19 protein-coding genes and 1 other RNA gene are annotated in these 22,410 nt (G+C 61.0%); 14 read left to right on the forward strand and 6 right to left on the reverse strand.

Annotation, left to right across the window (positions count from 1 at the left end):
- Window positions 1-13 precede the first annotated feature (13 nt).
- From ACCQ01_RS05940 to ACCQ01_RS05980, 9 genes are all read left to right on the forward strand, one after another.
- Window positions 14-1,828 carry a class I SAM-dependent DNA methyltransferase gene (locus ACCQ01_RS05940; protein ID WP_228434275.1) on the forward strand — a complete coding sequence of 605 codons (1,815 nt, stop codon included), beginning with the start codon at window positions 14-16 and terminating at the stop codon, window positions 1,826-1,828.
- 13 nt (window positions 1,829-1,841) lie between these two features.
- On the forward strand, window positions 1,842-2,273 hold the full coding sequence (locus ACCQ01_RS05945; protein WP_228434274.1) for a nucleotidyltransferase substrate binding protein: 432 nt from the start codon (window positions 1,842-1,844) through the stop codon (window positions 2,271-2,273).
- A complete protein-coding gene (locus ACCQ01_RS05950) occupies window positions 2,266-3,861 on the forward strand; it encodes a restriction endonuclease subunit S (RefSeq protein ID WP_228434273.1) in 1,596 nt (531 codons plus the stop codon). The genes ACCQ01_RS05945 and ACCQ01_RS05950 overlap by 8 nt, the downstream gene beginning before the upstream one ends.
- Before the next feature lie 56 nt (window positions 3,862-3,917).
- On the forward strand, window positions 3,918-4,604 hold the full coding sequence (locus tag ACCQ01_RS05955; RefSeq protein ID WP_228434272.1) for an abortive infection family protein: 687 nt from the start codon (window positions 3,918-3,920) through the stop codon (window positions 4,602-4,604).
- Window positions 4,604-5,278 (forward strand): DUF8453 domain-containing protein, encoded by a 675-nt coding sequence (locus ACCQ01_RS05960; protein ID WP_228434271.1) that lies wholly within the window; start codon window positions 4,604-4,606, stop codon window positions 5,276-5,278. The genes ACCQ01_RS05955 and ACCQ01_RS05960 overlap by 1 nt, the downstream gene beginning before the upstream one ends.
- Window positions 5,278-8,457 carry a type I restriction endonuclease subunit R gene (locus ACCQ01_RS05965; protein WP_228434270.1) on the forward strand — a complete coding sequence of 1,060 codons (3,180 nt, stop codon included), beginning with the start codon at window positions 5,278-5,280 and terminating at the stop codon, window positions 8,455-8,457. Before ACCQ01_RS05960 ends, ACCQ01_RS05965 begins: the two co-directional genes overlap by 1 nt.
- A 276-nt stretch (window positions 8,458-8,733) precedes the next feature.
- Window positions 8,734-9,030, forward strand: a complete 297-nt coding sequence (locus ACCQ01_RS05970) for an XAC0095 family protein (RefSeq protein WP_228434269.1) — start codon at window positions 8,734-8,736, stop codon at window positions 9,028-9,030.
- Between the two features lie 50 nt (window positions 9,031-9,080).
- Window positions 9,081-9,296 carry a hypothetical protein gene (locus tag ACCQ01_RS05975; RefSeq protein ID WP_372358859.1) on the forward strand — a complete coding sequence of 72 codons (216 nt, stop codon included), beginning with the start codon at window positions 9,081-9,083 and terminating at the stop codon, window positions 9,294-9,296.
- A 156-nt stretch (window positions 9,297-9,452) separates the two neighbouring features.
- Window positions 9,453-9,529, forward strand: a non-coding RNA gene (locus ACCQ01_RS05980) — sX9 sRNA.
- A gap of 383 nt (window positions 9,530-9,912) precedes the next feature.
- On the opposite strand, the gene xopG is transcribed toward ACCQ01_RS05980, so the two are convergent.
- The 3 genes from xopG to xopQ all read right to left on the reverse strand — a co-directional run bounded on the left by xopG (window position 9,913) and on the right by xopQ (window position 12,993).
- Complete coding sequence (gene xopG, locus ACCQ01_RS05985; RefSeq protein ID WP_006453000.1) at window positions 9,913-10,569, reverse strand: XopG/HopH/AvrPtoH family type III secretion system effector; 657 nt, start codon at window positions 10,567-10,569, stop codon at window positions 9,913-9,915.
- A gap of 156 nt (window positions 10,570-10,725) precedes the next feature.
- Window positions 10,726-11,532, reverse strand: coding sequence for an IS5 family transposase (locus ACCQ01_RS05990; RefSeq protein WP_006449292.1), 807 nt, complete (start codon window positions 11,530-11,532; stop codon window positions 10,726-10,728).
- 81 nt (window positions 11,533-11,613) lie between these two features.
- Window positions 11,614-12,993: a type III secretion system effector XopQ gene (gene xopQ, locus ACCQ01_RS05995; protein WP_228434062.1), complete on the reverse strand. Its 1,380-nt coding sequence runs from the start codon at window positions 12,991-12,993 to the stop codon at window positions 11,614-11,616.
- Window positions 12,994-13,418: 425 nt separating this feature from the next.
- Between xopQ and xopAV (ACCQ01_RS06000) the strand changes: the two genes are divergently transcribed.
- Together xopAV (ACCQ01_RS06000) and xopAV (ACCQ01_RS06005) are read left to right on the forward strand one after the other, a co-directional pair.
- On the forward strand, window positions 13,419-14,174 hold the full coding sequence (xopAV, locus tag ACCQ01_RS06000; protein ID WP_228434063.1) for a type III secretion system effector XopAV: 756 nt from the start codon (window positions 13,419-13,421) through the stop codon (window positions 14,172-14,174).
- Between the two features lie 124 nt (window positions 14,175-14,298).
- Window positions 14,299-15,048: a type III secretion system effector XopAV gene (gene xopAV, locus ACCQ01_RS06005; protein WP_228434064.1), complete on the forward strand. Its 750-nt coding sequence runs from the start codon at window positions 14,299-14,301 to the stop codon at window positions 15,046-15,048.
- Window positions 15,049-15,112: 64 nt separating this feature from the next.
- Here xopAV (ACCQ01_RS06005) and ACCQ01_RS06010 read toward each other — a convergent pair whose 3' ends face one another.
- On the reverse strand, window positions 15,113-15,742 hold the full coding sequence (locus ACCQ01_RS06010) for a TetR/AcrR family transcriptional regulator (RefSeq protein ID WP_074056892.1): 630 nt from the start codon (window positions 15,740-15,742) through the stop codon (window positions 15,113-15,115).
- 162 nt (window positions 15,743-15,904) lie between these two features.
- Between ACCQ01_RS06010 and ACCQ01_RS06015 the strand changes: the two genes are divergently transcribed.
- The 3 genes from ACCQ01_RS06015 (at window position 15,905) to ACCQ01_RS06025 (ending at window position 19,490) form a co-directional block, all read left to right on the forward strand.
- Window positions 15,905-16,693: a histidine phosphatase family protein gene (locus ACCQ01_RS06015; RefSeq protein ID WP_228434065.1), complete on the forward strand. Its 789-nt coding sequence runs from the start codon at window positions 15,905-15,907 to the stop codon at window positions 16,691-16,693.
- Window positions 16,693-17,562: an NAD(P)H-hydrate dehydratase gene (locus ACCQ01_RS06020; RefSeq protein WP_228434066.1), complete on the forward strand. Its 870-nt coding sequence runs from the start codon at window positions 16,693-16,695 to the stop codon at window positions 17,560-17,562. The genes ACCQ01_RS06015 and ACCQ01_RS06020 overlap by 1 nt, the downstream gene beginning before the upstream one ends.
- A 467-nt stretch (window positions 17,563-18,029) precedes the next feature.
- A complete protein-coding gene (locus ACCQ01_RS06025; protein ID WP_228434067.1) occupies window positions 18,030-19,490 on the forward strand; it encodes a glycoside hydrolase family 30 protein in 1,461 nt (486 codons plus the stop codon).
- A gap of 57 nt (window positions 19,491-19,547) precedes the next feature.
- Here ACCQ01_RS06025 and ACCQ01_RS06030 read toward each other — a convergent pair whose 3' ends face one another.
- Both ACCQ01_RS06030 and ACCQ01_RS06035 read right to left on the reverse strand, forming a co-directional pair.
- Complete coding sequence (locus tag ACCQ01_RS06030) at window positions 19,548-21,353, reverse strand: glycoside hydrolase family 15 protein (protein ID WP_228434068.1); 1,806 nt, start codon at window positions 21,351-21,353, stop codon at window positions 19,548-19,550.
- Entirely contained in the window at window positions 21,350-22,252 is a 903-nt protein-coding gene (locus tag ACCQ01_RS06035; protein WP_119960054.1) for an SDR family oxidoreductase, read from the reverse strand. The genes ACCQ01_RS06030 and ACCQ01_RS06035 overlap by 4 nt, the downstream gene beginning before the upstream one ends.
- Window positions 22,253-22,410: the final 158 nt, after the last annotated feature.

The following is a 22,410-nucleotide window of genomic DNA, read 5'->3' on the forward strand; positions in this document are numbered from 1 at the left end:
AGAGGAAGAACAAGTGACGTCTACCGAACAAAAGATCGAACGCTTCATCGCCGCCTTGACTTCGCTTGGCGGCAGCGCGGGCAATCAACGTCTGCGTGAGGAACTGGGCTGGCAGGACAGCACCTACCAACGCATCAAGCAGCAGCTCATCGACGACGGCCGCATCCGCGCTGGTCGGGGGCGAGGTGGATCGGTTGCCTTGACGGCGGCAATACAAATGCCAGCTGCGCCCAATGTTGCACCCGAGCCCAAGCCGGCACGGGCCAAACCTGCGGCTGCAACCCTCAAAAAGGAATCTGTGTCCGAACTCGACTACGCCGACAAGCTCTGGAAAACCGCCGACAAGCTACGCGGCAACATGGAGCCCAGCGACTACAAGCACGTTGTGCTCGGTCTGATCTTCCTCAAGTACATCTCGGATGCCTTTGAAGCCCGGCACGCAGCATTGCTGGCCGAAGACCCATTGGCGGCAGAGGACAAGGACGAATACCTCGCCGACAACATTTTCTGGGTTCCCAAGCAGGCGCGTTGGTCGCACCTGCAGGCAAACGCCAAGCAATCGAGCATCGGCACGCTGATCGATGACGCCTTGCGCGCTATCGAGAAGGACAACGAATCGCTGAAAGGCGTGCTGCCCAAGGACTACGCGCGCCCCGCGCTCAACAAGGTGATGCTGGGTGAGCTGATCGACCTGATTTCTGGTATTGCGCTCAACGACAAGGGCGCCAAGTCCAAAGACGTGCTGGGCCGCGTGTATGAATATTTTCTCGGCCAGTTCGCCGGCGCCGAAGGCAAGCGCGGCGGCGAGTTCTACACACCGCGCAGCGTGGTGCACACCCTGGTGGAGATGATCGAGCCTTACAAGGGCCGCATCTACGACCCCTGCTGCGGCAGCGGCGGTATGTTCGTGCAGAGCGAAAAGTTCGTCAACGAGCACGGCGGGCGCATTGGCGACATCGCCATCTATGGGCAGGAAAGCAATTACACGACCTGGCGCCTGTGCAAGATGAACCTCGCCGTGTGCGGCATCGATAGTGACATCCGCTGGAACAACGAGGGCAGCTTTCACAAGGACGAACTGCGCGACCTGAAGGCCGACTTCATCCTGGCCAACCCACCGTTCAATATCTCCGACTGGGGCGGCGAACGGCTGCGTGATGACGTGCGCTGGGCGTTCGGCCCACCACCGGTGGGCAATGCCAACTACGCCTGGTTGCAGCACATCGTCCATCACCTCAGCCCGCACGGCTTTGCCGGCATTGTCCTGGCGAATGGCTCGATGAGCAGCCAGCAAAGCGGCGAAGGCGACATCCGTAAGGCGATGATTGAAGCCGGCGTGGTCGATTGCATGGTCGCCCTGCCTGGGCAGCTGTTCTATTCCACGCAGATTCCGGCCTGCCTGTGGATTCTGGCCAAGGACCGCAGCAACGGACTGGTGCTACAGAGCAAGCTACGCGACCGCCGTGGCGAAATCCTGTTCATCGACGCGCGCAACATGGGCACACTGGTCGACCGTACCCGGCGCGAATTGAACGATGCCGAGGTGGCCAGGATCGCGGCGACCTACCACGCATGGCGTGGAGAACAGGACGCAGGCGACTACGCTGATATCGCCGGGTTCTGCAAGTCCGCCCCGCTCGATGAGGTGCGCAAGCACGGCCATGTACTCACGCCGGGCCGCTATGTCGGCGCAGCGGCGCAAGAGGATGATGGCGAACCGTTTGCGCAGAAGATGCAGCGCCTGGCAACGCTGTGGCGGGAGCAGCAGCAGGAAGCGGTGAAGCTTGACGCAGCGATCGAGATGAATCTGAAGCACCTGGGGTTCTGACAGGAGAGACATGATGAACGAGAAACTCGACCTCACAGCACTGCGCGATGCGGTGTCTTCGCTGGAAGACAGCCTGGGCGTGGTCAGCGACAGCGCCTGGTTCGACCAGCAATCCAAACAGGTGAAAAACACGCTGGTGGCAGGTGTCATCCAGAATTTCGAGTTCGTCTATGAAATCGGCATCAAGATGCTCAAGCGCCAGATCGAGGCCGAATCCGCCAGCCCGGAGGAGGTGGATGAAACCAACTTCCGTGAAGTGCTGCGTGTGGCTGCCGAAAAGGGCTTGATCGCCGACGTAGAAGCCTGGTTCAAGTATCGGCAGATGCGCAACATCACCGCGCACACCTACGACCACGAAAAGGCGAAGAAGGTGTACCAGGGCACCCTGGACTTCATCGTCGATGCGCGCGACTTGTTGCAAAAGCTGGAAGCACGCAATGTCTGACACGCCCAATATCGACATCCGGCCCGATCATTGGCAGATCGTGCGTGACATTCTGCGTAAGCACGTGCCGCAATATGCAGTATGGGCTTTCGGTTCGCGGGCCAAATGGCTGGCCAAGCAGTATTCCGATCTGGACCTGGCCATCATCACCGATCAGCCCTTGTCGCTGGCGGTGAGCGCGGCGCTGGCTGATGATTTTTCCGAATCGGATTTGCCGTGGAAGGTGGATGTGGTTGATTGGGCGACGACTGGTGAACCGTTCCGTCGCATCATTGAGAAAGACAGAGTGATAGTGCAGGAGAATATGCGTGGTTTGGATATATTGGATGAGTGGACTGTAGCTACAGTTGGCGACGTTTTTGATCTGGTGAATGGCTATGCATTCAAGAGCACCGAATTCATCGAACAAGGTGTGCCTGTTATTAAGATAAAAAATGTCAAGCCAGGTGAATTTAGTGAGCATGATTTCTCATATGTTTCAGAGAATTTTCTTCGTAGCCGATCCGATAAAGTCGCTCAATTTGGTGACTTGCTTATTTCTATGTCGGGGAATCGCCACGACGGTTCTCCCGAAACTTGGGTTGGAAAGGTCGCTCAATTCCGGAAAGCTGGGAACTACTTTATAAACCAACGAGTAGGTGCCCTGCGCGCGAAGCCTGGAGCGAAAATTGACGGACGCTTTGCTTCGTACGTTCTCTCGTCAATCTCTTACCAAGAACTGTTCATCGCAATAGCCACAAGTTCTGGGGGGCAGGCAAACTTATCCCCACGTCAGATCTTCAGCGCGCCATTACGATACCCGGCGCTATCTAAACAACGCGCGATCGCCCATATCCTTGGCACGTTGGACGACAAGATCGAGCTCAGCCGGCGTATGAATCAGACGCTGGAGGCGATGGCCCGCGCCCTGTTCAAGTCCTGGTTCGTGGACTTCGACGGCGTACCGCCAGAAGAAAAGGAGGATTCGGAGCTGGGTATGATTCCGAAGGGCTGGCGTGCCGGGGTGCTTGCCGATTTGGCGGTACTCAACCCTGAGGCGTGGACAAAGCAGACAAGGCCAGATGAAATCCGCTATGTCGACTTGTCGAATACGAAATGGGGACGTATCGAGAGCGTCACGTCGTATGCGGCAGAAGATGCGCCAAGCCGCGCGCAGCGCGCGCTGCGACCGAACGATACGATCGTCGGCACGGTGCGGCCTGGCAATGGTTCCTACGCGCTCATAGACGAAGATGGCTTAACCGGCAGCACGGGCTTTGCGGTGCTTCGCCCGAACCGAAAAGATTACGCATCCCTTGTGTATCTTGCCGCAGTTTCGCCTGACAATATTGAAGCCTTGTCGAATCTTGCCGATGGTGGAGCATATCCAGCAGTACGCGCCGAAGTCGTTGCAGCAACGAGAATCGTTATCGCAGACGAAGGAACTATTGCTGATTTTGCAAAGCACGTCTGGCCATTGCTGGAAAAAATCGCAGAGAACGAGCGGCAATCCCGGACTCTAGCCCAACTACGTGACATCCTGCTTCCTAAGCTGATCTCGGGTGCGCTGCGGGTAAATGAGGAACGCTTCTTGGAAAAAAGGATATGAGTCTGGACTGGTGTCCCGGCATCCGTGAAGCGTGCCTGTATTGGCGTGAGGCCCCGATGTTGCAGCAAACCTTCGAGGCGCTGGAACGCACGCTGGATCAGGAAAACGATGCGTGCATCGACTGCGCAAAATCCATCGTTGAAGTGTTCTGCCGTATCATCGTAGACGAACTGGATTCGCCGACTCAACCTGTGAGGCCGAAAGCTACGGCTCCAGACTTCGGTGAATGGGTGGGTGCCGCCGTGCGCGTGCTTAAGCTTGGTGAGAATCAAAACAGCAAATTTCTCAAGCTGGTCTCGCAGCACCACAAACTAACAACAGCATTGGGCGATCTGCGGAACGAATCTGGGCCGGTCAGTCATGGGTGTGATGGATTTCTTGCCAAACTGTCCATCCACCATCGCCGCTCGGCGGTCCTGTCAGCGGATGCACTGGTGATGTTTCTGCACCGAGCCTACCTGGAGGCGCAGCGAGATCCGGTCAATTCGCGCGAGCCTTGGGAGCGGTTTGAGGAATTCAACCAATTAATTGACGCTTATGTCGGGTTGGATTTGGTAATGGACGATAACGGCAATCCTGAGTTTCGGGTTCTTTTGCCTGGCAATGACTCATTTCCCCTCAATGTTTCCGTTAGCCGTGTGCTCTACCAGCTTGACCGTGGTGCCTATATCGAAGCGTTGAACGCCGCACGTGATGCTCCTGCTCTTGTAGCGGAGCAAGATGTGGAAGGAGGAGAGCACTGATGGCCTGGGACTGGGCAGTGATTGGAACCGCTGTTGGTGGGTTTTCCACCCTGATATACACCGGATTCACTTATGCACTGCTGCGTGAGAACCGTGCGCTGCGCAAGGCAGGGCGCTCGCCCCATGTGATTGCCCATTTCGAGCCGCACCCTGATGGCAACGGAGCCCTGCAACTTGCGTTCTCCAACGTAGGCACAGGTCCAGCCTTGGATGTCTGCTATTCGTTCGAGCGTGAGGCGGGTGATTTCGAGAACTATCACATTTTGTTCAAGCACGCCGAAGAGCGCCCGGCGTTGACCATGATTGGGCAGGGTGAAAAGTTCAGCTTTACTTTTGCTATCGGGTTCAACCTGTTCAGTCCCAAAGATGCGAACGTCAGCAGAAGGCTCAAGCCTTTTTACGTCAACGTTAGCTGGCGTGCTGCAGGGGAAAAGAAGTTAAATGCTGAAAAATATCTTTTGGATATATCGGCCTATGCCGGGCTGCCTGGGGTTGTCGAGAAGCCATCCATTGCCAAGATCGCAGATGCGCTGGGTGACATCAAAAGGCACATGGGAACATTGGCGCAAACTGCTGACGCAAGAATTCGACTGGTTGATGCGACCTCAATCGAGGAGCACATAAGGAAAGTCGTTCCGGTACGACAACCACTTTCCGATGAGGAGCAGAGCTAATGGCTTTTCTATCCGAAGCCGCAGTCGAGCAAGCCCTGCTTGAACAATTACGCAGGTTGGGCTACTCCGTCGTCTCGGACAACACAACGGGCCCGGACGGCAGCGCGCCGGAACGCGAAAGTCATGATGTCGTGGTGCTGCACCAGCGATTGGCCGATGCCGTCACCCGGTTCAGCCCGCAGCTGCCGCCGGAGGCGAGGGAAGACGCCATCCGCAAGCTCACCCAAAACGACTTGCCGAACTTGCTGGAAGAAAACCGCCGCATCCACACGCTGCTGACCGAAGGCGTGGATGTCGAGTACTACGCAGACGATGGTGTGCTGACAGCGGGCAAGGTTTGGCTACTCGACTTTGACCGCCCGGAGAACAACGACTGGCTGGCTGTTCAACAGTTTGTGGTCATCAGCGGCCAGACCAGACGCCGGCCGGACGTGGTGCTGTTCGTCAACGGCCTGCCGCTGGCCGTGATCGAACTAAAAGCACCCGGCAGTGCGGGTGCAAACCTGGTGGGTGCATTCAACCAGTTGCAGACCTACAAACAGCAGATCCCCGCGTTGTTCCATACCAATGCGGTGCTGGTCACTTCCGATGGCATTGCCGCGCGTGCCGGCTCGCTGTCCGCCGATCTGGAGCGGTTCATGCCGTGGCGCACCACCGACGGCAGGCAGGTGCTGCCCAAGGGGCAGCCGGAGCTGCCAACGCTGATCGAAGGGGTGTTCGCGCCGCAGCGGTTTCTGGAGCTGCTGCGCTGGTTTACCGCTTTTGGCGAAACCGGTGGCGGGCTGGTCAAGATCATTGCCGGTTACCACCAGTTCCACGCGGTCAACCACGCGGTGGAATCGACGATTCGCGCCTCACGCACGGCCATTGCCGAAGATCCAGCCAATTATGGCTTGGCCAGCGTTAAAGCGCAGCCGGCAGGCGACCGCAGGGCGGGCGTGATCTGGCATACGCAGGGCAGCGGCAAGAGCCTGCTGATGGCCTTCTACGCCGGGCGGCTGGTGCAGCACCCGGCGATGCGCAACCCGACGCTGGTGGTGCTGACCGACCGCAACGATCTAGACGACCAGTTGTTCAGCACGTTTTCGATGTGCAAGGCGCTGCTCCGGCAGACACCGGTGCAGGCCGACAGCCGTGAGGATCTGGCGCGCCTGCTCGATCGTGCAAGCGGTGGCGTCATCTTCACCACCTTGCAGAAGTTCGGTGAAGTGGAGGCGCCGTTGACCACGCGCCGCAACGTGGTGGTCATTGCCGATGAAGCGCACCGCAGCCAGTACGGCCTGAAAGCCAAACTGGACGCGAAGACCGGTGCGGTCTCTTATGGCTTTGCCAAATACATGCGCGATGCGTTGCCCAATGCCTCGTTCATCGGCTTCACCGGCACGCCTATCGAAGCGACCGACGTAAATACCCCCGCGCTGTTCGGCCATTACATCGATGTCTACGACATCAGCCGCGCGGTGGAAGATGGTGCAACTGTCCCGATCTATTACGAATCGCGGCTGGCGCGCATTGAAGTGGATGAAGACGAAAAGCCCCATCTGGATGCAGAGGTCGAGGCCCTGTTCGAGGGGGAAGGCACAGATGAAAAGGAAAAGCTGAAAGGGCGGGCAGCGGCGGTGGAGCGGCTGGTCGGCAGCCAGAAGCGGCTGGCCCTGGTGGCGCAGGACCTGGTGACGCATTTCGAAGAGCGTGTGGCTGCGCTGGATGGCAAGGCGATGGCGGTGTGCATGAGCCGCGAGATCTGCGTTGACCTTTATAACGAAATCGTCAAGCTGCGCCCGCACTGGCACAGCGACGACGACACGCTGGGTGCGGTCAAGATCGTGATGACCGGCGCGGCCAGCGACCCGCAGCAATGGCAGCAGCATATCGGCAACAAGGCTCGGCGCGATGCCTTGGCGCGCCGCGCCAAGGACCCGGCCGACCCGTTGAAGCTGGTGATCGTGCGCGACATGTGGCTGACCGGCTTCGATGCGCCCTCCATGCACACCATGTATGTGGACAAGCCGATGAAGGGGCATGGCCTGATGCAGGCTATCGCGCGGGTCAACCGCGTGTTCCGGGACAAGCCGGCCGGATTGATCGTCGACTACATCGGTATCGCGCAGAACCTGAAATCCGCCCTGGCGCAGTATTCGCCGCAGGACAAGCAGAACACCGGTATCGACGAAGCGCAGGCGATCGCAATGCTGCGGGAGAAGTACGAAGTCGTGCGGGATATGTACCACGGCTTTGATTACCTCACGGCACTAAATGGCACGCCGCAGCAGCGCTTGGCGATGATGGCCGGTGCGATCGAGTGGATCCTCGATCAGCAGCAGCAATGGGTGGCCGCGGCAAGCAGCGACGATGGCAAGAAGGCGGCGCAACGCCGCTACCAGGACGCAGTGCTGGCCTTGTCCACGGCCTATGCCCTGGCCTCCGCCTCGGATGAGGCGCTCGCGGTGCGCGAGGAGGTGGGCTTCTTCCAGGCTATCCGCGAAGCCTTGGTCAAAAGCGCCACGGGTTCAGGCATCAGCTCGCAGGAGCGCGATTTCGCCATCCGCCAGATCGTGAGCCGTGCGGTGGTCTCCACCGAGATCGTGGATATCCTCAAAGCCGCCGGCATCCAGTCGCCGGACATTTCCATCCTGTCCGACGAATTTCTTGCCGAAGTGCAGCGGATGGACAAGAAGAACCTGGCATTGGAAGCATTGCGCAAGCTCATCAACGACGGTATCCGTTCGCGCAGCAAGCGCAATATTGTGGAGACCAAGGCGTTTTCGGAACGGCTGGAAGACGCGATTGCGCGCTACCACGCCAATGCCATCACCACTGCCGAAGTCTTGCAGGAACTGATCCGCATCGCCAAGGACATCCGCGCGGCACGTGCGCGTGGCGAAGAGCAGGGATTGAGCGAGGATGAAGTCGCCTTCTACGATGCGTTGGCAGAGAATGATTCTGCAGTGCAATTGATGGGCGACGATGCACTCAAGGTCATCGCACACGAGCTGCTTGTGAACCTCAAGGGCAGCGCTTCGGTGGATTGGGCGCGCCGCGATTCGGCGCGCGCGCGCATGCGCGTGCTGGTGAAGCGCATCCTGCGCAAATACGGCTATCCGCCCGATTTGCAGGATGCTGCGGTGCGAACAGTGCTGCAGCAGGCAGAAGCACTCTCTGCTGCCTGGTCTGCATGAGTTGCGCTATTGACGCCAGGTCATTGCAGTAGCAGGATTCGACTACGGAGCCTCGAAACTCCGCTAACAGCGGTACCCACCTCCGACAAACCGGTGGGTTTTTTGTGCCTGCAACTTTGCTGGTGCAACCGACGCGATGCTCTGCGTCGGGAGGGCGGCTAATACAACACCCGCAAGGGGAATACGCCCGCCGGCTGTTAGCGGTTTCGAGCCTCCCGACTTCCCGTCCGCCGCCTTGCGGCGGGCGGGCTGATTCCATGGAATGAGGAGCAGGCCATGTCGGACGTTGTACGAGATGCGCAGTCACACCCGGGCTACTACCTGCCAGAAGGCGCGCAATACCGCCTGCAGCAACTGCGCGACCACATGCGGTTTTTGGCGCGCCTTGCGCAGCCGCGTACGCAGGCCGAAGAGCAGGCGAGGCAGCAAGCCATCCGCATGGACGAGCTGGCGTGCTGCTTGGAGCTGCTGGCCGAGCAGGTAACGCAGGCGCTGGCACAGGTGCAGTGGCCCGCGCGGCTTGAGCCCGACGCCTCTGACAACGCGCGTGCTGACGACGGGGAGGCCGCATGAGCCGGCCAGTGATGGCGTCGCCTCGTGCACGCAGGCGGGCAGGAGATGGCATGCAGCCTGATGCGTTTGCCTTCGGCATTACCGTCGAGCAGGTAGATACGCTGGATCAGTTGTTGCTGACCATCGCCGCCCATGGCGATGTGATCGCTGCCGGCAACGCCGATCGGCTGGACCGCCGCACCTTGCCCGTGCTGGGCAGCGCCATCTTCGATGCGGCCGGCGCCATGCGCACCATCCTGGATCAGTTGGCGCTTCAGCGGCTTTGATGGGCCGCTGTGGCCTGCGCCTGCGGGCCGCGCTGTTTGATGTGTCCATCGTCTGGTCGTCTGGCAGCGACATGGCCAATCACTGCCTCCTTCAGAGCAGCAAACAAAACGACTGCGCTCACCGCCAGGCGGGCGCGGCAGGTGCTCGGAATCGGCATGTACCACTTGTACACTGCGGTTCTGAGCACGCCGTCCACGCGCACCTGACGAGTGCTCGCTACGCTTTGTTGGCCGCTCTGAGATGAGATGGTCAGCGAACGGCGCGCCAAACCCCGCTCATCGCCTCGCACCGTGCGGTGCAATGGTTGCGCACCTACCGCGTCCTGCGCGATGCTCGCCCGTGACGCGTGCAAGCTGGTTCGCCAACTGCCAACTGCCACCTTGCTGCGGCGCGCAGCACTGGGAAGGGCGGTAGATCTCAACCCTCGGCGTCACGCGAACCGCGCATGCATGCTCTCTGCGCATTCGGGGTACTGGCAGGGCGTGGATGCGCCGATGGCGCGGCTTGTGCTATCTCGTGCAAACACTTCTGCTCGGTGCGGTTGATTGCCCTTTGCGAGTCTCGGGCTGAATGTCAACAGGAGCGCGACGCTATTTGCTGGCTCCGATGCATCGCTCACATGCCATGGGATTTATATTTCTTTCTGATGGGAAGTCCGTGCTCCTGCCTGATCGAGTTTTCGCTGGGTTCTCCGGTGGTGCGAGAATCATATTCCCCGATCCCAACTGCCCTCAGCTCTTCTTTACCTGCTTCCGATCGTTCGTCGTAGCGATCGCCGCCATCATATGCTGTTGAGGTTCCCGCCAGAAGATGCCTGGCGTGTACAAGTTCATGCGCAAGGACCACGAACGCTTCGTCAGCATTGGAGCCAATGCGAACAGGGGAGCCATTTCCGTTCAATTCGATGTGACTATGAGGGTTCCATTCGACCATGGCATTGCAGCCTACGCCTTCTTTTGCCAGCTTTTTGGCAATCTTCGCGCTCTTTTTGAGCGTAGATGCCCTGCGTCCGTCGGAGTCCCTGTGTTCCTCAACTTGTCTCGCGCTTAGTATCGCAAAAGTATTGGGTTGGTCTGTAGGGGGGATCTCCTTGATAATGACATTTCTGTTTTCGCGGGCGTTGAATGCCTTGAGTCCCTGCAAAAGGCTGTTGCCGGAGCCGCCTTCAGCAATTTTTCCTAACGCAGACTCAACTTGACCTTTAAATTGATTTTCCTGGCTACTTGTTTGGCTGGATGAATAGATACCTGGATAATTTGTCTGAATTGGCATATTGGTTTGCGTTGTGCTTAGGGGTGTATGGGAGCGACAGTATGTTGTCGCGACATATGGTATTTTTAAAAGGCACACTGATGTTGCGGGCGCATGAGGTTTTGTAACTCATTGCGAACCATTTACTGCATCGGGTAGCGCGCAAGCTAGAGCGTGTTATGAACTTTGAAATAGAGCGGCTGCATTTCCAAGCATCAGGATCGTGAAGACGACAAAGTGCAAACCGGCCAACGTTTCCGGCAATCGCTCATAGTCGCGCGCCAGTCGTCTGAAGCGATTGACCCAGCCGAAGCTGCGCTCGACAACCCAGCGGCGCGGCAGCAAGACAAAGCCTTTCTTCGCTTCTTGCAGCTTGATGACGTGCAACTCAATGCCCTCTTCCTTAGCCGCTTGCGCCGGTTCTTGGCCGGTATAGCCCTGATCCACAAAAGCGATCTTGACCGTTTCACCGGTCACGTGTTGTACCTCCTGGGCCAACGAACGGACCTGTGCGCGTTCCTGCTCGTTGGCCGGCGTGACCTGGACGGCAAGCAGATGTCCCAGCGTATCGACGGCCATATGCACCTTGCTGCCTTTCTTGCGCTTATAGCCATCGTATCCAGCACGCGGCCCGCTTTCACAGGTGGACTGCAGCGTCCGGCCATCAAAAATCACCGCGCTCGGCTGGCCTTTCTTCCCCTGTGCCACACGCAAGAGTGAGCGCAGATCGCTGACCATGGCCTCAAAGCAGCCAGCCTGCAGCCAGCGCTGCGTTTGCTGATACACCGCTTCCCAAGGCGGGAAATCGTTGGGAAGCAATCGCCACGGTGCGCCGGCGCGTGCGATCCAGCGCAGTGCGTTAAACATCGCGCGTAGCGCGTATTTGCGCTGCGGTGCTTGCGCATCCATCAGTGTGAGATATGGCGCAGCGAAGGCCCATTCTTCGTCGGAGATATCGGTTGGATATGGCTTACGAGGCTTCATCCGTATACGTTATCGTGACAAGGGCAAAGTTCATAACACGCTCTAACGCGGACTCAACGTGTTACTGCAGTGATTTACCCTTCATTTTTCAGAAGCAAGCGCCACTTTTGCCAAGGCGGACATCAGCCGTTTTGCCTTCTCCGGATGCTTGACCTCGTTTTCGCTCACCTGCTCCACAACGCTGAGTCCATCGGCCTGTATCTGCCTTGGCGTGAACAGCATGCCTGCCGCGCCGGGAACCGAGGCCAGCAGCGTCAACGGGTCGTACAAGTTGAGTTTGGTGACCCTCGGCCAGATCTGGTCGAAGGCCATGGCTTGGTTTGCGCCCTCTTGCGGGCCGTTTGCCTGCGGTAGTGCGTCTGCGGTGAACGTGCGAAAGAACCACGCCTGATCCAGGCCCGGAAGCAGCCCTGCCTGAATCCCTTCCCACAAGCCGTTCAAGGCGTTTTTCTGCACGTCTTCGAGATATCTGCCCACCGAATGCCCACTCTTCGCCAGGCCTTCGTAGAACGAGGGCGACACCGCTGTCTTGTAGGCAGCTTCCTTGGTCACGATGCGCAACGGGATCTGCAGTTGCTGTGCCTTGCGGTACAGGCCACAGGCCGCGTCCAGGTCTGTCGCATTGTTGTAGGCGCGTGCGTCGGGCTGCACATGGCCGTCGGCGTCCCTGGCCGGCTCGACGCCCCCCATGATGGTGATGCTCTTGACGCGCTCGCGCACAAGCGCCGGATGCGCATCGACCAGCGCATGGGCGTCGGTCATGCCGGCAATCACCACCATGCTCAGCCCCTGCGGTGCCTGCATCAGGCGCTCGTGCAGCGCTTGCAGGCTGTTGTCGCAAATTTCGGCCGATTCCGCACGCAACCCCTGGCCTTCCTGCAGGAATTTGGCATGGTCCTTGGCCTGTTTCGCACTCATCAGGTAATCCTGCCCGCGTGAGACACGCACATTGGGGAGTTGCAGGCGGTTGAACACGCCCTTTGCGAGCCGGGCGCGCTCCTCGCGCACGCTGGCATCGCCCAAGGTCACCGCAACGTCGGTGAGGCGTACAAAGCCCGTTACCTGCAGTTGCTTGCCGATGGTGTAGGCGACCACATCGTCGGGGTCCTTGTTGGGGTCGGTAAACAGCACCGTGTCGCGCGGTGTCGCCGGGGTGTGGAAACTGAGCTCCCGCAGCACCGCTGCTTCGTCGGGCGTCAGGCACGTACCGCCTTCGGCCCCGAGTTCGGCAAGCATTCGGCGCTGTGTTGCCGTCAGCGCAGGCGCACTGAGTGAGCGTTTGAGGACGGCAGCGCCTTGTGGTCTTTTCCGCGGCAATGCCTGCAGCGCCCCATCGCTGATCTGCGCGCAGGGCAGGTGTTGATCTGCCGACACGGTTGCAGTGCGCTCACCCGTAGACCCGGACGTTGCATGAGCGCCTGCAGGCACGTGCAGTGTGGGGCGATGCCTGATGGAATCCATCTGCTGTCCTCGCGTCGATGCTGGCCAATGAGGCGATCAGGATGGAGGCGGCTCCATTCTCTGGGATATCGATCGGCGAAGGGCGTTGCAACGACACGAAGCGGAGGTTGCCTGTTGCACTGCTTCGAGTGTGAAAGCGTGACCATCAGCATGGTGAGCGTGCGTTGCGATCCGCAAAGACCCTGGGCTCACGATGCCATTGCCGTCTGCCTGACGCCTGCCTTCTACGCCGTTGTCAGATACTCCCTTCAGGCGAGTGGCCGCAGAGTCATGCAATTGCGTGGTCCTTATGCCGGTATCTGTACCTCTGCAAGGTGCAGCTTTGTCTGTTTCGCCAGATGCTTCGATCTTTCGGTTATTCGCTGTACGCATTGACGTCCGAATGGAACATTAGCGACTTGGACAACCTGGTGGAGAGGTGAAGCATGCGCCCGGTGAATTTGACATCAGCAACACGTAGAGGGGCAAGACACGATCAACACGACACGCCAGCCGAGCGTGGCGTGGGTGCCTCCTCTCAGCGAACAGACCCCGATGAGAACACGCAATTGACGGAAAACCTAAGGCGGGCACCAGTGCGTGAGGCGCGTCTCAGAGAGCCAAACGTGCCCATCGGCGTACGGGTTGCGAACGTTGGAAGGCAAGCGGCGCGTGTTGGCACCGTAATGGCATCTGCCTCCGTCATTCCTAACGGCTTGATCGCATTACAGGCGCCTTTTGCAGCAGCTTATGGTTACGCAATAGATGATCCGTACTTGAAAAACTATGCAATGTCCGCCTGTGTCCCTGTTATGGCCTCGTTGAGTGCGTTGGGTGCGGCATATTCAGTTGAACGTGTGACGGCCTGGTATCTGCAAGCACAAGCACAAGCTCAGGCATCTGTTACAAAGGCAGCCAGGGCGGCCGAGCTAGGAACAACTGAAGCGTGTCTGGATGCCGCCATCGAGATGGTCACCATGCCTGACGCAGAGACTCCCACCCCTGAAATGAGCGAAGGTGAGCGGACTGCACTGGCCATGGATCTTCTGCACCTGGCAACGGCAGACCGTTCCCGATTGCCTCCTGAAATCTGGAGCGCTGCCAGCGGCGTCGGCGACGATGCCTATACATTGGTCAGTAACTTACTTGCGGCTGCGCGAAGCCGCGCGTCTGCGGAAGCCTCTGCATCGTCCGCTGGCTGAGCGCGCTGCGACGCATGCACGTCGCCAGACCGTCCATTTTTTCGGTCTTGCGCCAAGCGCAATGACGCTTGCGTAGCAGAGTGGTACGCAAGCACTTTGGTGAATCTGTTCTAAGAGGTGAGGCATGGGTTCCTTCCCAGTGACTTCTGTGGTTCGTGAAGCGGTAAGACACGATCAACGCGAGGCGCAGGCCCCGCGTGAGGTGGGTTACTCCTCGCAACGCGGCGACCCACAGGCCAATCCACAATTGAAGCAAGACCTGTCGCGTGCGCCCGTGCGTGCGGCGCGGCTCAAGGCTCCACGCGTGCCTATCGGTGTGCACATTGCGAACACCGGGCTGCAGGCAGCGCGGTTTGCCACTTCTGCGGTCGCAGGGCCTGCCGAAGCCGCGGTTCTGGACGCGGTTCATACGCCCGCTGCGGCGGCATATGAATATGCAAAAGGGGAGGTGTCCTGGAAAAAGAATGCGGGTGTCATGCTTGCGCCGGCCTTGGCCTACGCCGTGGTGATGGGCACGCTGTCTGCCGTGCAGTATCTGGCGAACCGGTACCTGCAAGCGCAGCCGCAGACGAGTGTCAGCAAGGCCGACAGGGCGAAGGAGTTGGGCGTCACCGAAGCATGTCTGGACGCGGCCGTTGCCATGGTGAACAAGGGGGAGGTAGCAGGTCCCGGGGGTGAGATGACCGGAGAAGAGGCAGCTGCGCTGGCAGCAGATCTTCAGAACCTGGCAACCGCAGACCGTTCCCGGCTGCCGCCAGAGCTCTGGCGCGCTGCCAGCGGTCTTGGCGACGACGCCTGCGCATTGGTCACTCAACTGCTCTTGGCCGCAAGAGCCCGCGCGTCTGCAGAGGCGTCTGCATCGTACGGCAGTTGAAAGGTGATCCCACGCGTTGCTGGTTGGAGTGGCGGGCCACGCATGCCCTGCCGGGTTTTTCGAACTACACCGGCGCAGACTTCAAAATCCCCGACAAACTCTCGCGCAAGATCAACTGCAAATGCATGCGGTTGAGTTCCATGCCGCTGGTCATCACGTTGTGCAGGCCGCCGCACATGGCGGCCACGGCGAAGACGCGGGCCTGGAATTCCTGCTCGCTGCTGGCCGGGTCGGCGTGGCCGCGCAGCAGGCGCTTGAGCAGGGCGCTGAGGTGTTCGATCAGCGATGCGCTCTGCCGGCGCATGAAGGCGGCCAACACCGGGTCGCGCAGGGTGGCCAGGTGCAGCTCCAGGTCGATGCGGGTGCGCTTGATGTTGATTTCCTGCAGCAGCCATTCTTCGAGCAGGCCGGCGATGAAATCCACCACGTGTACGTTGGCCGGGCGTTCCACCAGCCACATCTGGCGGATGGCGCGCATGTAGTTGCGCTCCAGCAAGGCGCGTACCAGCGCGTCCTTGTCTTCGAATCGCTGCAGCAGGCAGCCGCAGCTGACCTTGGCGCGCTCGGCAATCAGTTCGAAGCTGGTGGCGCCTAGGCCGGCGGCGTCGATGCATTGCTCGGCGGCGTCCAGCACCTCTTCCAGCAGCAGTTCTTCGCGCTCTTTCGCCGTGCGCAACAGCAGAACGTTGGACATGGGCAGCAGTGTGGCAGGGGGCTGCAGTATACCGGCGCGACGTTATCGCCCCGTTGTGCCTGCTTGTTGGTGTGCCGCGTTGCGCGCGGTGCTGAAACGCCTGCAGGCAACGGGTGATCGACCACGTTTTCACGGGCGCTGTGCGACACGTGGGGCTGATTTGTGCAGGAGAGGGATGTGAGTGAGAAAAGTGCGGTGGCTGGCGTGTCGACCCAGTGGCCCGAGCGGTTGTGGGTGGTGCGGCATGGGCAGAGTTCGGGCAATGTGGCGCGCGATGTGGCAGAGGCGCATGGCCATGCATTGATCGATCTGGAACATCGCGATGCGGATGTGCCGCTGTCGGCGTTGGGCGAGCGGCAGGCGCATGCGTTGGGCACATGGATGTCGGGTCTGCCGCAGCGGGAGCGGCCCACGGTGGTGCTGTGTTCGCCCTATGTGCGTGCGCGCCAGACCGCCACGGCGGTGGTGCGCGCGCTGGGCCACGGCGACGATATGCTCGGCATCGACGAGCGCTTGCGCGAGAAGGAGTTCGGCGTGCTCGACCGTTACACCACGGCCGGCATCCTCGCGACGTTTCCGGAGCTGGCCGAGCAACGCAAGTTGGTGGGCAAGTTCTACTTCCGCCCGCCCGGTGGCGAGAGTTGGTGCGATGTGATCTTCCGGCTGCGCGCGGTGGTTGGCGATCTGCAGCGAAATCATGTGGGTGCGCGGGTGTTGATCGTGGGGCATCAGGTGATCGTCAATTGTTTCCGTTACCTGGCCGAACGCATGGACGAGGCCACGATTCTGGGCATCGACCGCGAAGGCGAGGTGCCCAACTGCGGCGTCACCGAATACGTGGCCGGGCGCGACGGGCAGGCGTTGCAACTGGTGCGGACCAACTTCGTCTCGCCCGAGCTTGCCGATGAGCCGGTGACCACCGAATCCGACCGCCCGGCCGGAGCACGCTGATGGCCACCGCACGCGTCCGCACGCTCAGCGCTGCCGCATTGCGTGCGCTGCCGCTGCCATCGCCCGGTGGCGACAAGGAGCAGCGTGGGCGGGTGTTGATTGTGGGTGGGTCGATGCGTGTGCCGGGCGCGGCGCTGCTGGCCGGCGAGGCGGCACTGCGCGCAGGTGCGGGCAAGTTGCAGATCGCCACCGCTGCGAGCGTGGCGCCCGGCATGGCGCTGGCGGTGCCGGAGGCCCTGGTGCTGGGATTGGCGCAAAGCGGGCAGGGCGAAATTACGCGTGGGCATCGTGCGCTGGATGCGGCACTGGAAGCCTGCGATGCGGCGGTGATCGGGCCGGGGATGGCGTCATCGGCAACCACCGCTGCATTGGTGAAAAGCGCGGCTGAAAAAGCGGTTTGCACGTTGGTGCTGGATGCGGGAGCGTTGTCGCGCGGCTTGCGTGCGCCGGTTGGGCGGCCATTCGTGTTGACGCCGCATGCGGGCGAGATGGCGGCATTGGCTGGAGACGACAAGGCAGCGATAGAAGCGGCGCCGGGCGAGTACGCGCTGACCTATGCGAAGACACTGCGCAGCGTGGTGATTGTCAAAGGCGCGGACAGCTTTATTGCCGGGCCGGAGGGGGCGCTGTGGGTGCATCGCGGTGGTGCATCCGGGTTGGGAACGTCCGGATCGGGCGATGTGCTGGCGGGATTGATTGCCGGGTTTGCCGCGCGTGGCTGCGATGCGTTGACGGCTGCGTTATGGGGTGTGTTTGTGCATGCGGCGGCGGGGAAGCTGCTGTCGAAACGGATTGGGACGGTGGGGTTTCTGGCGCGTGAGCTTGGGGTGGAAGTGCCGGGGATTTTGGATCGGTTGTCGCGCCGGTGATCGAAGCTCTTCATCTTTGATGCTGTACGCAGGCCAGAAGCCCCTCTCCAGCGGGAGAGGGGTTGGGGTGAGGGTACGTCTGCTGGAGCAGTGGGTCTGTCTTTCCAGATGGGGTTTATGTTGTTGCCTTGATTGCAGGGGCTCGATCGCACTCTCAGCAGACGTACCCTCATCCGCCCTTCGGGCACCTTCTCCCGGTGGGAGAAGGGAAGGTCTGGAGCGATATGAAGGAATGCGCGCTTGCGCTCGTTTGTTGCGCGATGTTGCGGCGCGTTGGTCGGTTAGGCTTGCACACCAACCTGGGAGGGTGCAGGGTGAAGCGAACGATTACGTGGTCGATGGTGGGGGTTTTGGGGGTTTGGGGCGTTGCGACTGAAATGGTGTTGGCATCTGCATCTGCATTAACAGCAACAACAACTGCAGCAACAACAACCGCAGCAAAAACAACCGCAGCAACGCCGATTCCGATGCCGACATCGACGGCATCATCTGTCTCTACACCTGCATCGAAAGTGGCGGATGCCGCAGTTGCGGATGCTGCTACTCAGCCAGCAGCACCCGCCGGCACGCTACGCGTCTACACCACCGCCCAAGGGGCGACGCAGCAGATGCGGGTCAGCACCGTCGAGGCACTCGAGACCGGGCATGCGTTGACGGAGAAAGAGAACAGCATCTTCGTCAATCCGCAGCATCGCTTTCAGGAAGTGCTGGGCATTGGCGGGGCGATCACCGATTCCAGTGCGGAGACCTTCGCCAAGCTGCCCAAGCGTGCGCAGCGCGAACTGCTCACTGCCTACTACGATCCGCAAAAAGGCATCGGCTACACGCTGGCGCGCACCACCATCCATAGCTCCGATTTCAGCAGCGCCAGCTACACCTACATCAAGGAGGGCGATGCGGCACTGAAGAGCTTCTCGGTCAAGCACGATCAGCGCTATCGCATCCCGATGCTGCGCCAGGCCATTGCGGCGGCCGGAGGCAAGTTGACGACATTTGCCAGTCCCTGGAGCGCGCCGGCCTTCATGAAAGACAGCAACACCATGCTCAAGGGCGGCAAGTTATTGCCCGCGTATGCGCAGGCCTGGGCCACGTACTACACGCGCTTCATTGCGGCCTACGAAAAAGCCGGCATTCCGATCTGGGGCATCAGCGTGCAGAACGAGCCGATGGCGGTGCAGACCTGGGAGTCGATGCAGTTTTCTGCGGAAGAAGAACGCGATTTCCTCAAAAACCACCTCGGGCCCACCATGGCAAAAGCCGGCTACGGCGATCGCAAGATCATCGTGTGGGACCACAACCGCGACATGATGGTGCACCGCGCGCATGTGATCTTCGACGATCCGGAAGCGGCCAAGTACGCGTGGGGCATGGGCTTCCACTGGTACGAGACCTGGGCCGGGTTTGCGCCGATGGTGGAGAACGTGGCGGCGGTGGCACAGGCGTACCCGGACAAGCACCTGCTGCTCACCGAAGCGGCGGTGGAAAAGTTCGACCCGGCCAAGCTGCAGCACTGGCCCAATGGCGAGCGCTATGGCGCGGCGATCATCAACGACCTCAATCACGGTGCGGTCGGTTGGACGGACTGGAACATCCTGCTGGACGAGCACGGCGGCCCCAATCACGTGGGCAACTATTGCTTTGCGCCGGTGCATGCCAACACGCGCACCGGCGAGGTGATCTACACGCCGAGCTATTGGTACATCGGCCACTTTTCCAAGTTCATCCGGCCTGGCGCGCAGCGGGTGAGTGCGGCGAGCAGCCGCAGCAACCTGGCCACCACTGCGTTCGTCAACAGCGATGGCAGCCTGGCGACGGTGGTGATGAATGCCACGGATGTGGCGATCCGTTACAACCTGTATGTGGGCGATGCCTCCAGCGTTCTGGAGATCCCCGCGCATGCGATCCAGACGGTGGTGCTGGCGCAGTGAGGCGTCGCCACGCGTACACGTGCGTGCCGCCGGCGCGCACATGCGGCCGGTGCAGCGTTATTCCCCGTGCACCGCCAATGCGGCATGGATCAAGGCGAGATGGCTCAATCCCTGCGGCAGATTGCCCAGCGCATCGCCGGTGTGGGCGTCCACCATTTCCGGCATCAGGTCCACATCGTTGCCCAGGCGCTCCAGCAGCCGCTCGAACAGGCGCCTGGCTTCGTCGCGTTCACCCAGCAAGCCATAGGCTTCCACCATCCAGAACGCGCAGGCGGTGAATGTGCCTTCGCGCTGCTGCATGCCGCTGTAGCGGTACAGCAACTCATCGCAGCCCAGTTCGCGGTGGATGGCGTCGCGGGTGGAGACCATGCGGGCGTGGCGCACCTCGGCCAGGCCGAAGCGCGAGGCCAGCATCAGGCTGGCATCCAGGTCGTCGGTGCCGGCGTAGAAGGTGTAGGCCTGCTTGGACTCGGACCAGCAGTGCTCGTCGATCCAGGCCAGGATGCGCGCCTGCTCGCGTTCCCAGCGCGGCAGCATGGCCGAAGACAGATGGCCGGCCTTGGCCAGCTCGCTCGCACGGCGCAGCGCCATCCAGCATTCGATCTTGGACATGGTGTAGTGCTCGTCCTGCTCCAGCTCCCAGAAGCCTGCGTCCTTGCGCATCCAGGCATCGGCACATTCATTGCCCAGGTCGAACAACTGACGTGCGGTTTCCGGGTCCAGGATGTGGCCGGCATCGACAAAGCGCGCGGTCATCTCGAACACATCGCCGTACAGGCACAACTGCAATTGATCGTTGGCGGTATTGCCCACGCGGACCGGGCGGGTGTCGCGGTAACCGGCAATGTCGATCTCGCGCTCATCCGGCACCAGCTCGCCATTGAGCGTGTAGCACGGGCGAATCCAGGGGCGGTGGCGACGAATGGTGTGCATCAGCCAGCTGAAGGCCGCCTTTGCATCGGCCAGTGCGCCCACGCGCAGGAACGCCTTGGTGGTGTACGCGGCATCGCGCACCCAGGCGTAGCGGTAGTCCCAATTGCCATTGCCACCGATCTGCTCCGGCAGCGAGGTAGTGACCGCCGCGGCAATGGCGCCGGTGGGCGAAAACCACAGGAATTTCAGCGCAAGCGCCGAGCGCACCACGGTGTCGTGGTAGCCGTTGTCATAGCTCAGGTTGCCGCTCCATTCGCGCCATTCCTGGTCGCTGCGGTCGATGCGGCCGTCGATATCCGCCAGTGGCGGCACCGGCAAGGCCTCGCGCTCGGATGCGAGCAGTGCCACGAGCTGGCGATCGCCGGCGGCAATGCGCAAGGTGCCGCGCACGCTGCGGTCGTCGCAGTGTGCGATCTGCACCGCCTCCGCGTCGAAGCGCAGCATGGTCATCAACGGGCCAACGTGGTGCACGCGGCCGTTGGGCGTGTCGCTCTGCCACGGCGTTGCTTCGCCTGCGCGCGTGCCTGGCTGATAGATGAGCTCGAACACCACCTCGCCCTCCAGCCCGTCGATGCGCCGGGCCAGCTCCGACCACGGCAGCCGGCCGGCCTCGCCACTGTTGACCGATTCGGTGAGGCGCGCGCGGCCGCTTGCGGTGATGAAGGTGGTTTCCAGCACATTGCTGCCGTCGCGGTAGCGGCGCTCCACTTGCTGCAACTCGCGCGGGCACAGCGAAAAGAAACCGCCATTGCCTGCATCGAGCAGGCGATCGAACAACGGTGGCGCGTCCATCTTCGGCACGCACCACCAGTCGATGCCGCCATCGGCACCGCATAGCGCCACCGAGCGGCCGTCACCGATGGCGGCATAGCCGGCAATCGGTAACGTGCCGCTGGCATCGCGGCGGAATTGTGCGCTTGGACGACTCAAGACAGCAGCAGGCCGCCGGTGGCGCCGAACACCTCGCCGGTGACATAGCTCGATTCCTGCGAGGCGAGCAGCACGTACAGCGGTGCCATCTCCACCGGCTGGCCGGCGCGCTTCATCGGCGTTTCCGAGCCAAATTCCGGGATCTTTTCTGGCGGCTGGCCACCGCTGGGCTGCAGCGGCGTCCACACCGGGCCCGGTGCCACGGCGTTGACGCGGATGCCTTTCTCGGCCACCTGCTGCGCCAGCCCCTTGGTGAAGTTGACGATGGCCGCCTTGGTGGAGGCGTAGTCGAGCAGGGTGGGCGAGGGCTGGTAAGACTGGATCGAGCCGGTGTTGATGATGGATGCGCCCGGCGGCAGATGCGGGATGGCCGCCTTGCACAGCCAGAACATCGCGTAGACGTTGGTCTTGAAGGTGGCGTCGAACTGCTCGGTGGTGATGTCGGCGATGTCCTTGATGGCGGTCTGCTTGCCGGCGATGTTGATCAGCAGATCCAGGCCGCCGAGTTCTTTCACCGCACGCTCCACCAACTGGTTGCAGAAGGCTTCGTCCTTGAGGTCACCCGGCACGGCGATGGCCTTGCGGCCTTCGGCCTGGATGAGCTGCACTACCTCGGCGGCATCCTGCTCTTCTTCGGGCAGGTAATTGAGCACGATGTCTGCGCCTTCGCGCGCATAAGCGATGGCGGTGGCGCGGCCAATGCCCGAGTCCGCGCCGGTGATCAGCGCCTTGCGGCCTTGCAAGCGGCCGAAGCCCTGATAGCTCTGCTCGCCATGGTCGGCCTTGGGCTGCAACGCATGGATGGTGCCGGGCGCTTCCTGGGTCTGCTCCGGAAAGGTGGGCTGCGGGAACTGGGTGAGCGGGTTCTGCATTGCGTATTGGTTCTTCGTGCTGGACATGCACGGGTCTCCTGTCGAGGGGGGAGTGGGGGCACGCAGACGGCTGCGCACCGAGCGGCCCCCAGTGTGGAAAGCGATGCGCTGTGCAGCGGTGAACGAATGTTGTGCATGGTGTGAATGCGTGACCGCACGCAAACCGTGCAGATATGCGTCAATCA

Origin of the sequence: Xanthomonas sp. NCPPB 4037 (genome assembly GCF_041475695.2) — a bacterium.
GTDB lineage: Bacteria > Pseudomonadota > Gammaproteobacteria > Xanthomonadales > Xanthomonadaceae > Xanthomonas > Xanthomonas campestris.

What these genes read in the sequence shown, in the direction of transcription:
- ACCQ01_RS05945 (WP_228434274.1), top strand. Translation starts at nt 1,842, where the DNA reads ATGAACGAGAAACTCGACCTCACAGCACTGCGCGATGCGGTGTCTTCG.
- ACCQ01_RS05950 (WP_228434273.1), top strand. Translation starts at nt 2,266, where the DNA reads ATGTCTGACACGCCCAATATCGACATCCGGCCCGATCATTGGCAGATC.
- ACCQ01_RS05955 (WP_228434272.1), top strand. Translation starts at nt 3,918, where the DNA reads ATGTTGCAGCAAACCTTCGAGGCGCTGGAACGCACGCTGGATCAGGAA.
- ACCQ01_RS05960 (WP_228434271.1), top strand. Translation starts at nt 4,604, where the DNA reads ATGGCCTGGGACTGGGCAGTGATTGGAACCGCTGTTGGTGGGTTTTCC.
- ACCQ01_RS05965 (WP_228434270.1), top strand. Translation starts at nt 5,278, where the DNA reads ATGGCTTTTCTATCCGAAGCCGCAGTCGAGCAAGCCCTGCTTGAACAA.
- ACCQ01_RS05970 (WP_228434269.1), top strand. Translation starts at nt 8,734, where the DNA reads ATGTCGGACGTTGTACGAGATGCGCAGTCACACCCGGGCTACTACCTG.
- ACCQ01_RS05975 (WP_372358859.1), top strand. Translation starts at nt 9,081, where the DNA reads ATGCAGCCTGATGCGTTTGCCTTCGGCATTACCGTCGAGCAGGTAGAT.
- xopG (WP_006453000.1), bottom strand. Translation starts at nt 10,569, where the DNA reads ATGCCAATTCAGACAAATTATCCAGGTATCTATTCATCCAGCCAAACA.
- ACCQ01_RS05990 (WP_006449292.1), bottom strand. Translation starts at nt 11,532, where the DNA reads ATGAAGCCTCGTAAGCCATATCCAACCGATATCTCCGACGAAGAATGG.
- xopQ (WP_228434062.1), bottom strand. Translation starts at nt 12,993, where the DNA reads ATGGATTCCATCAGGCATCGCCCCACACTGCACGTGCCTGCAGGCGCT.
- xopAV (WP_228434063.1), top strand. Translation starts at nt 13,419, where the DNA reads ATGCGCCCGGTGAATTTGACATCAGCAACACGTAGAGGGGCAAGACAC.
- xopAV (WP_228434064.1), top strand. Translation starts at nt 14,299, where the DNA reads ATGGGTTCCTTCCCAGTGACTTCTGTGGTTCGTGAAGCGGTAAGACAC.
- ACCQ01_RS06010 (WP_074056892.1), bottom strand. Translation starts at nt 15,742, where the DNA reads ATGTCCAACGTTCTGCTGTTGCGCACGGCGAAAGAGCGCGAAGAACTG.
- ACCQ01_RS06020 (WP_228434066.1), top strand. Translation starts at nt 16,693, where the DNA reads ATGGCCACCGCACGCGTCCGCACGCTCAGCGCTGCCGCATTGCGTGCG.
- ACCQ01_RS06025 (WP_228434067.1), top strand. Translation starts at nt 18,030, where the DNA reads ATGCCGACATCGACGGCATCATCTGTCTCTACACCTGCATCGAAAGTG.
- ACCQ01_RS06035 (WP_119960054.1), bottom strand. Translation starts at nt 22,252, where the DNA reads ATGTCCAGCACGAAGAACCAATACGCAATGCAGAACCCGCTCACCCAG.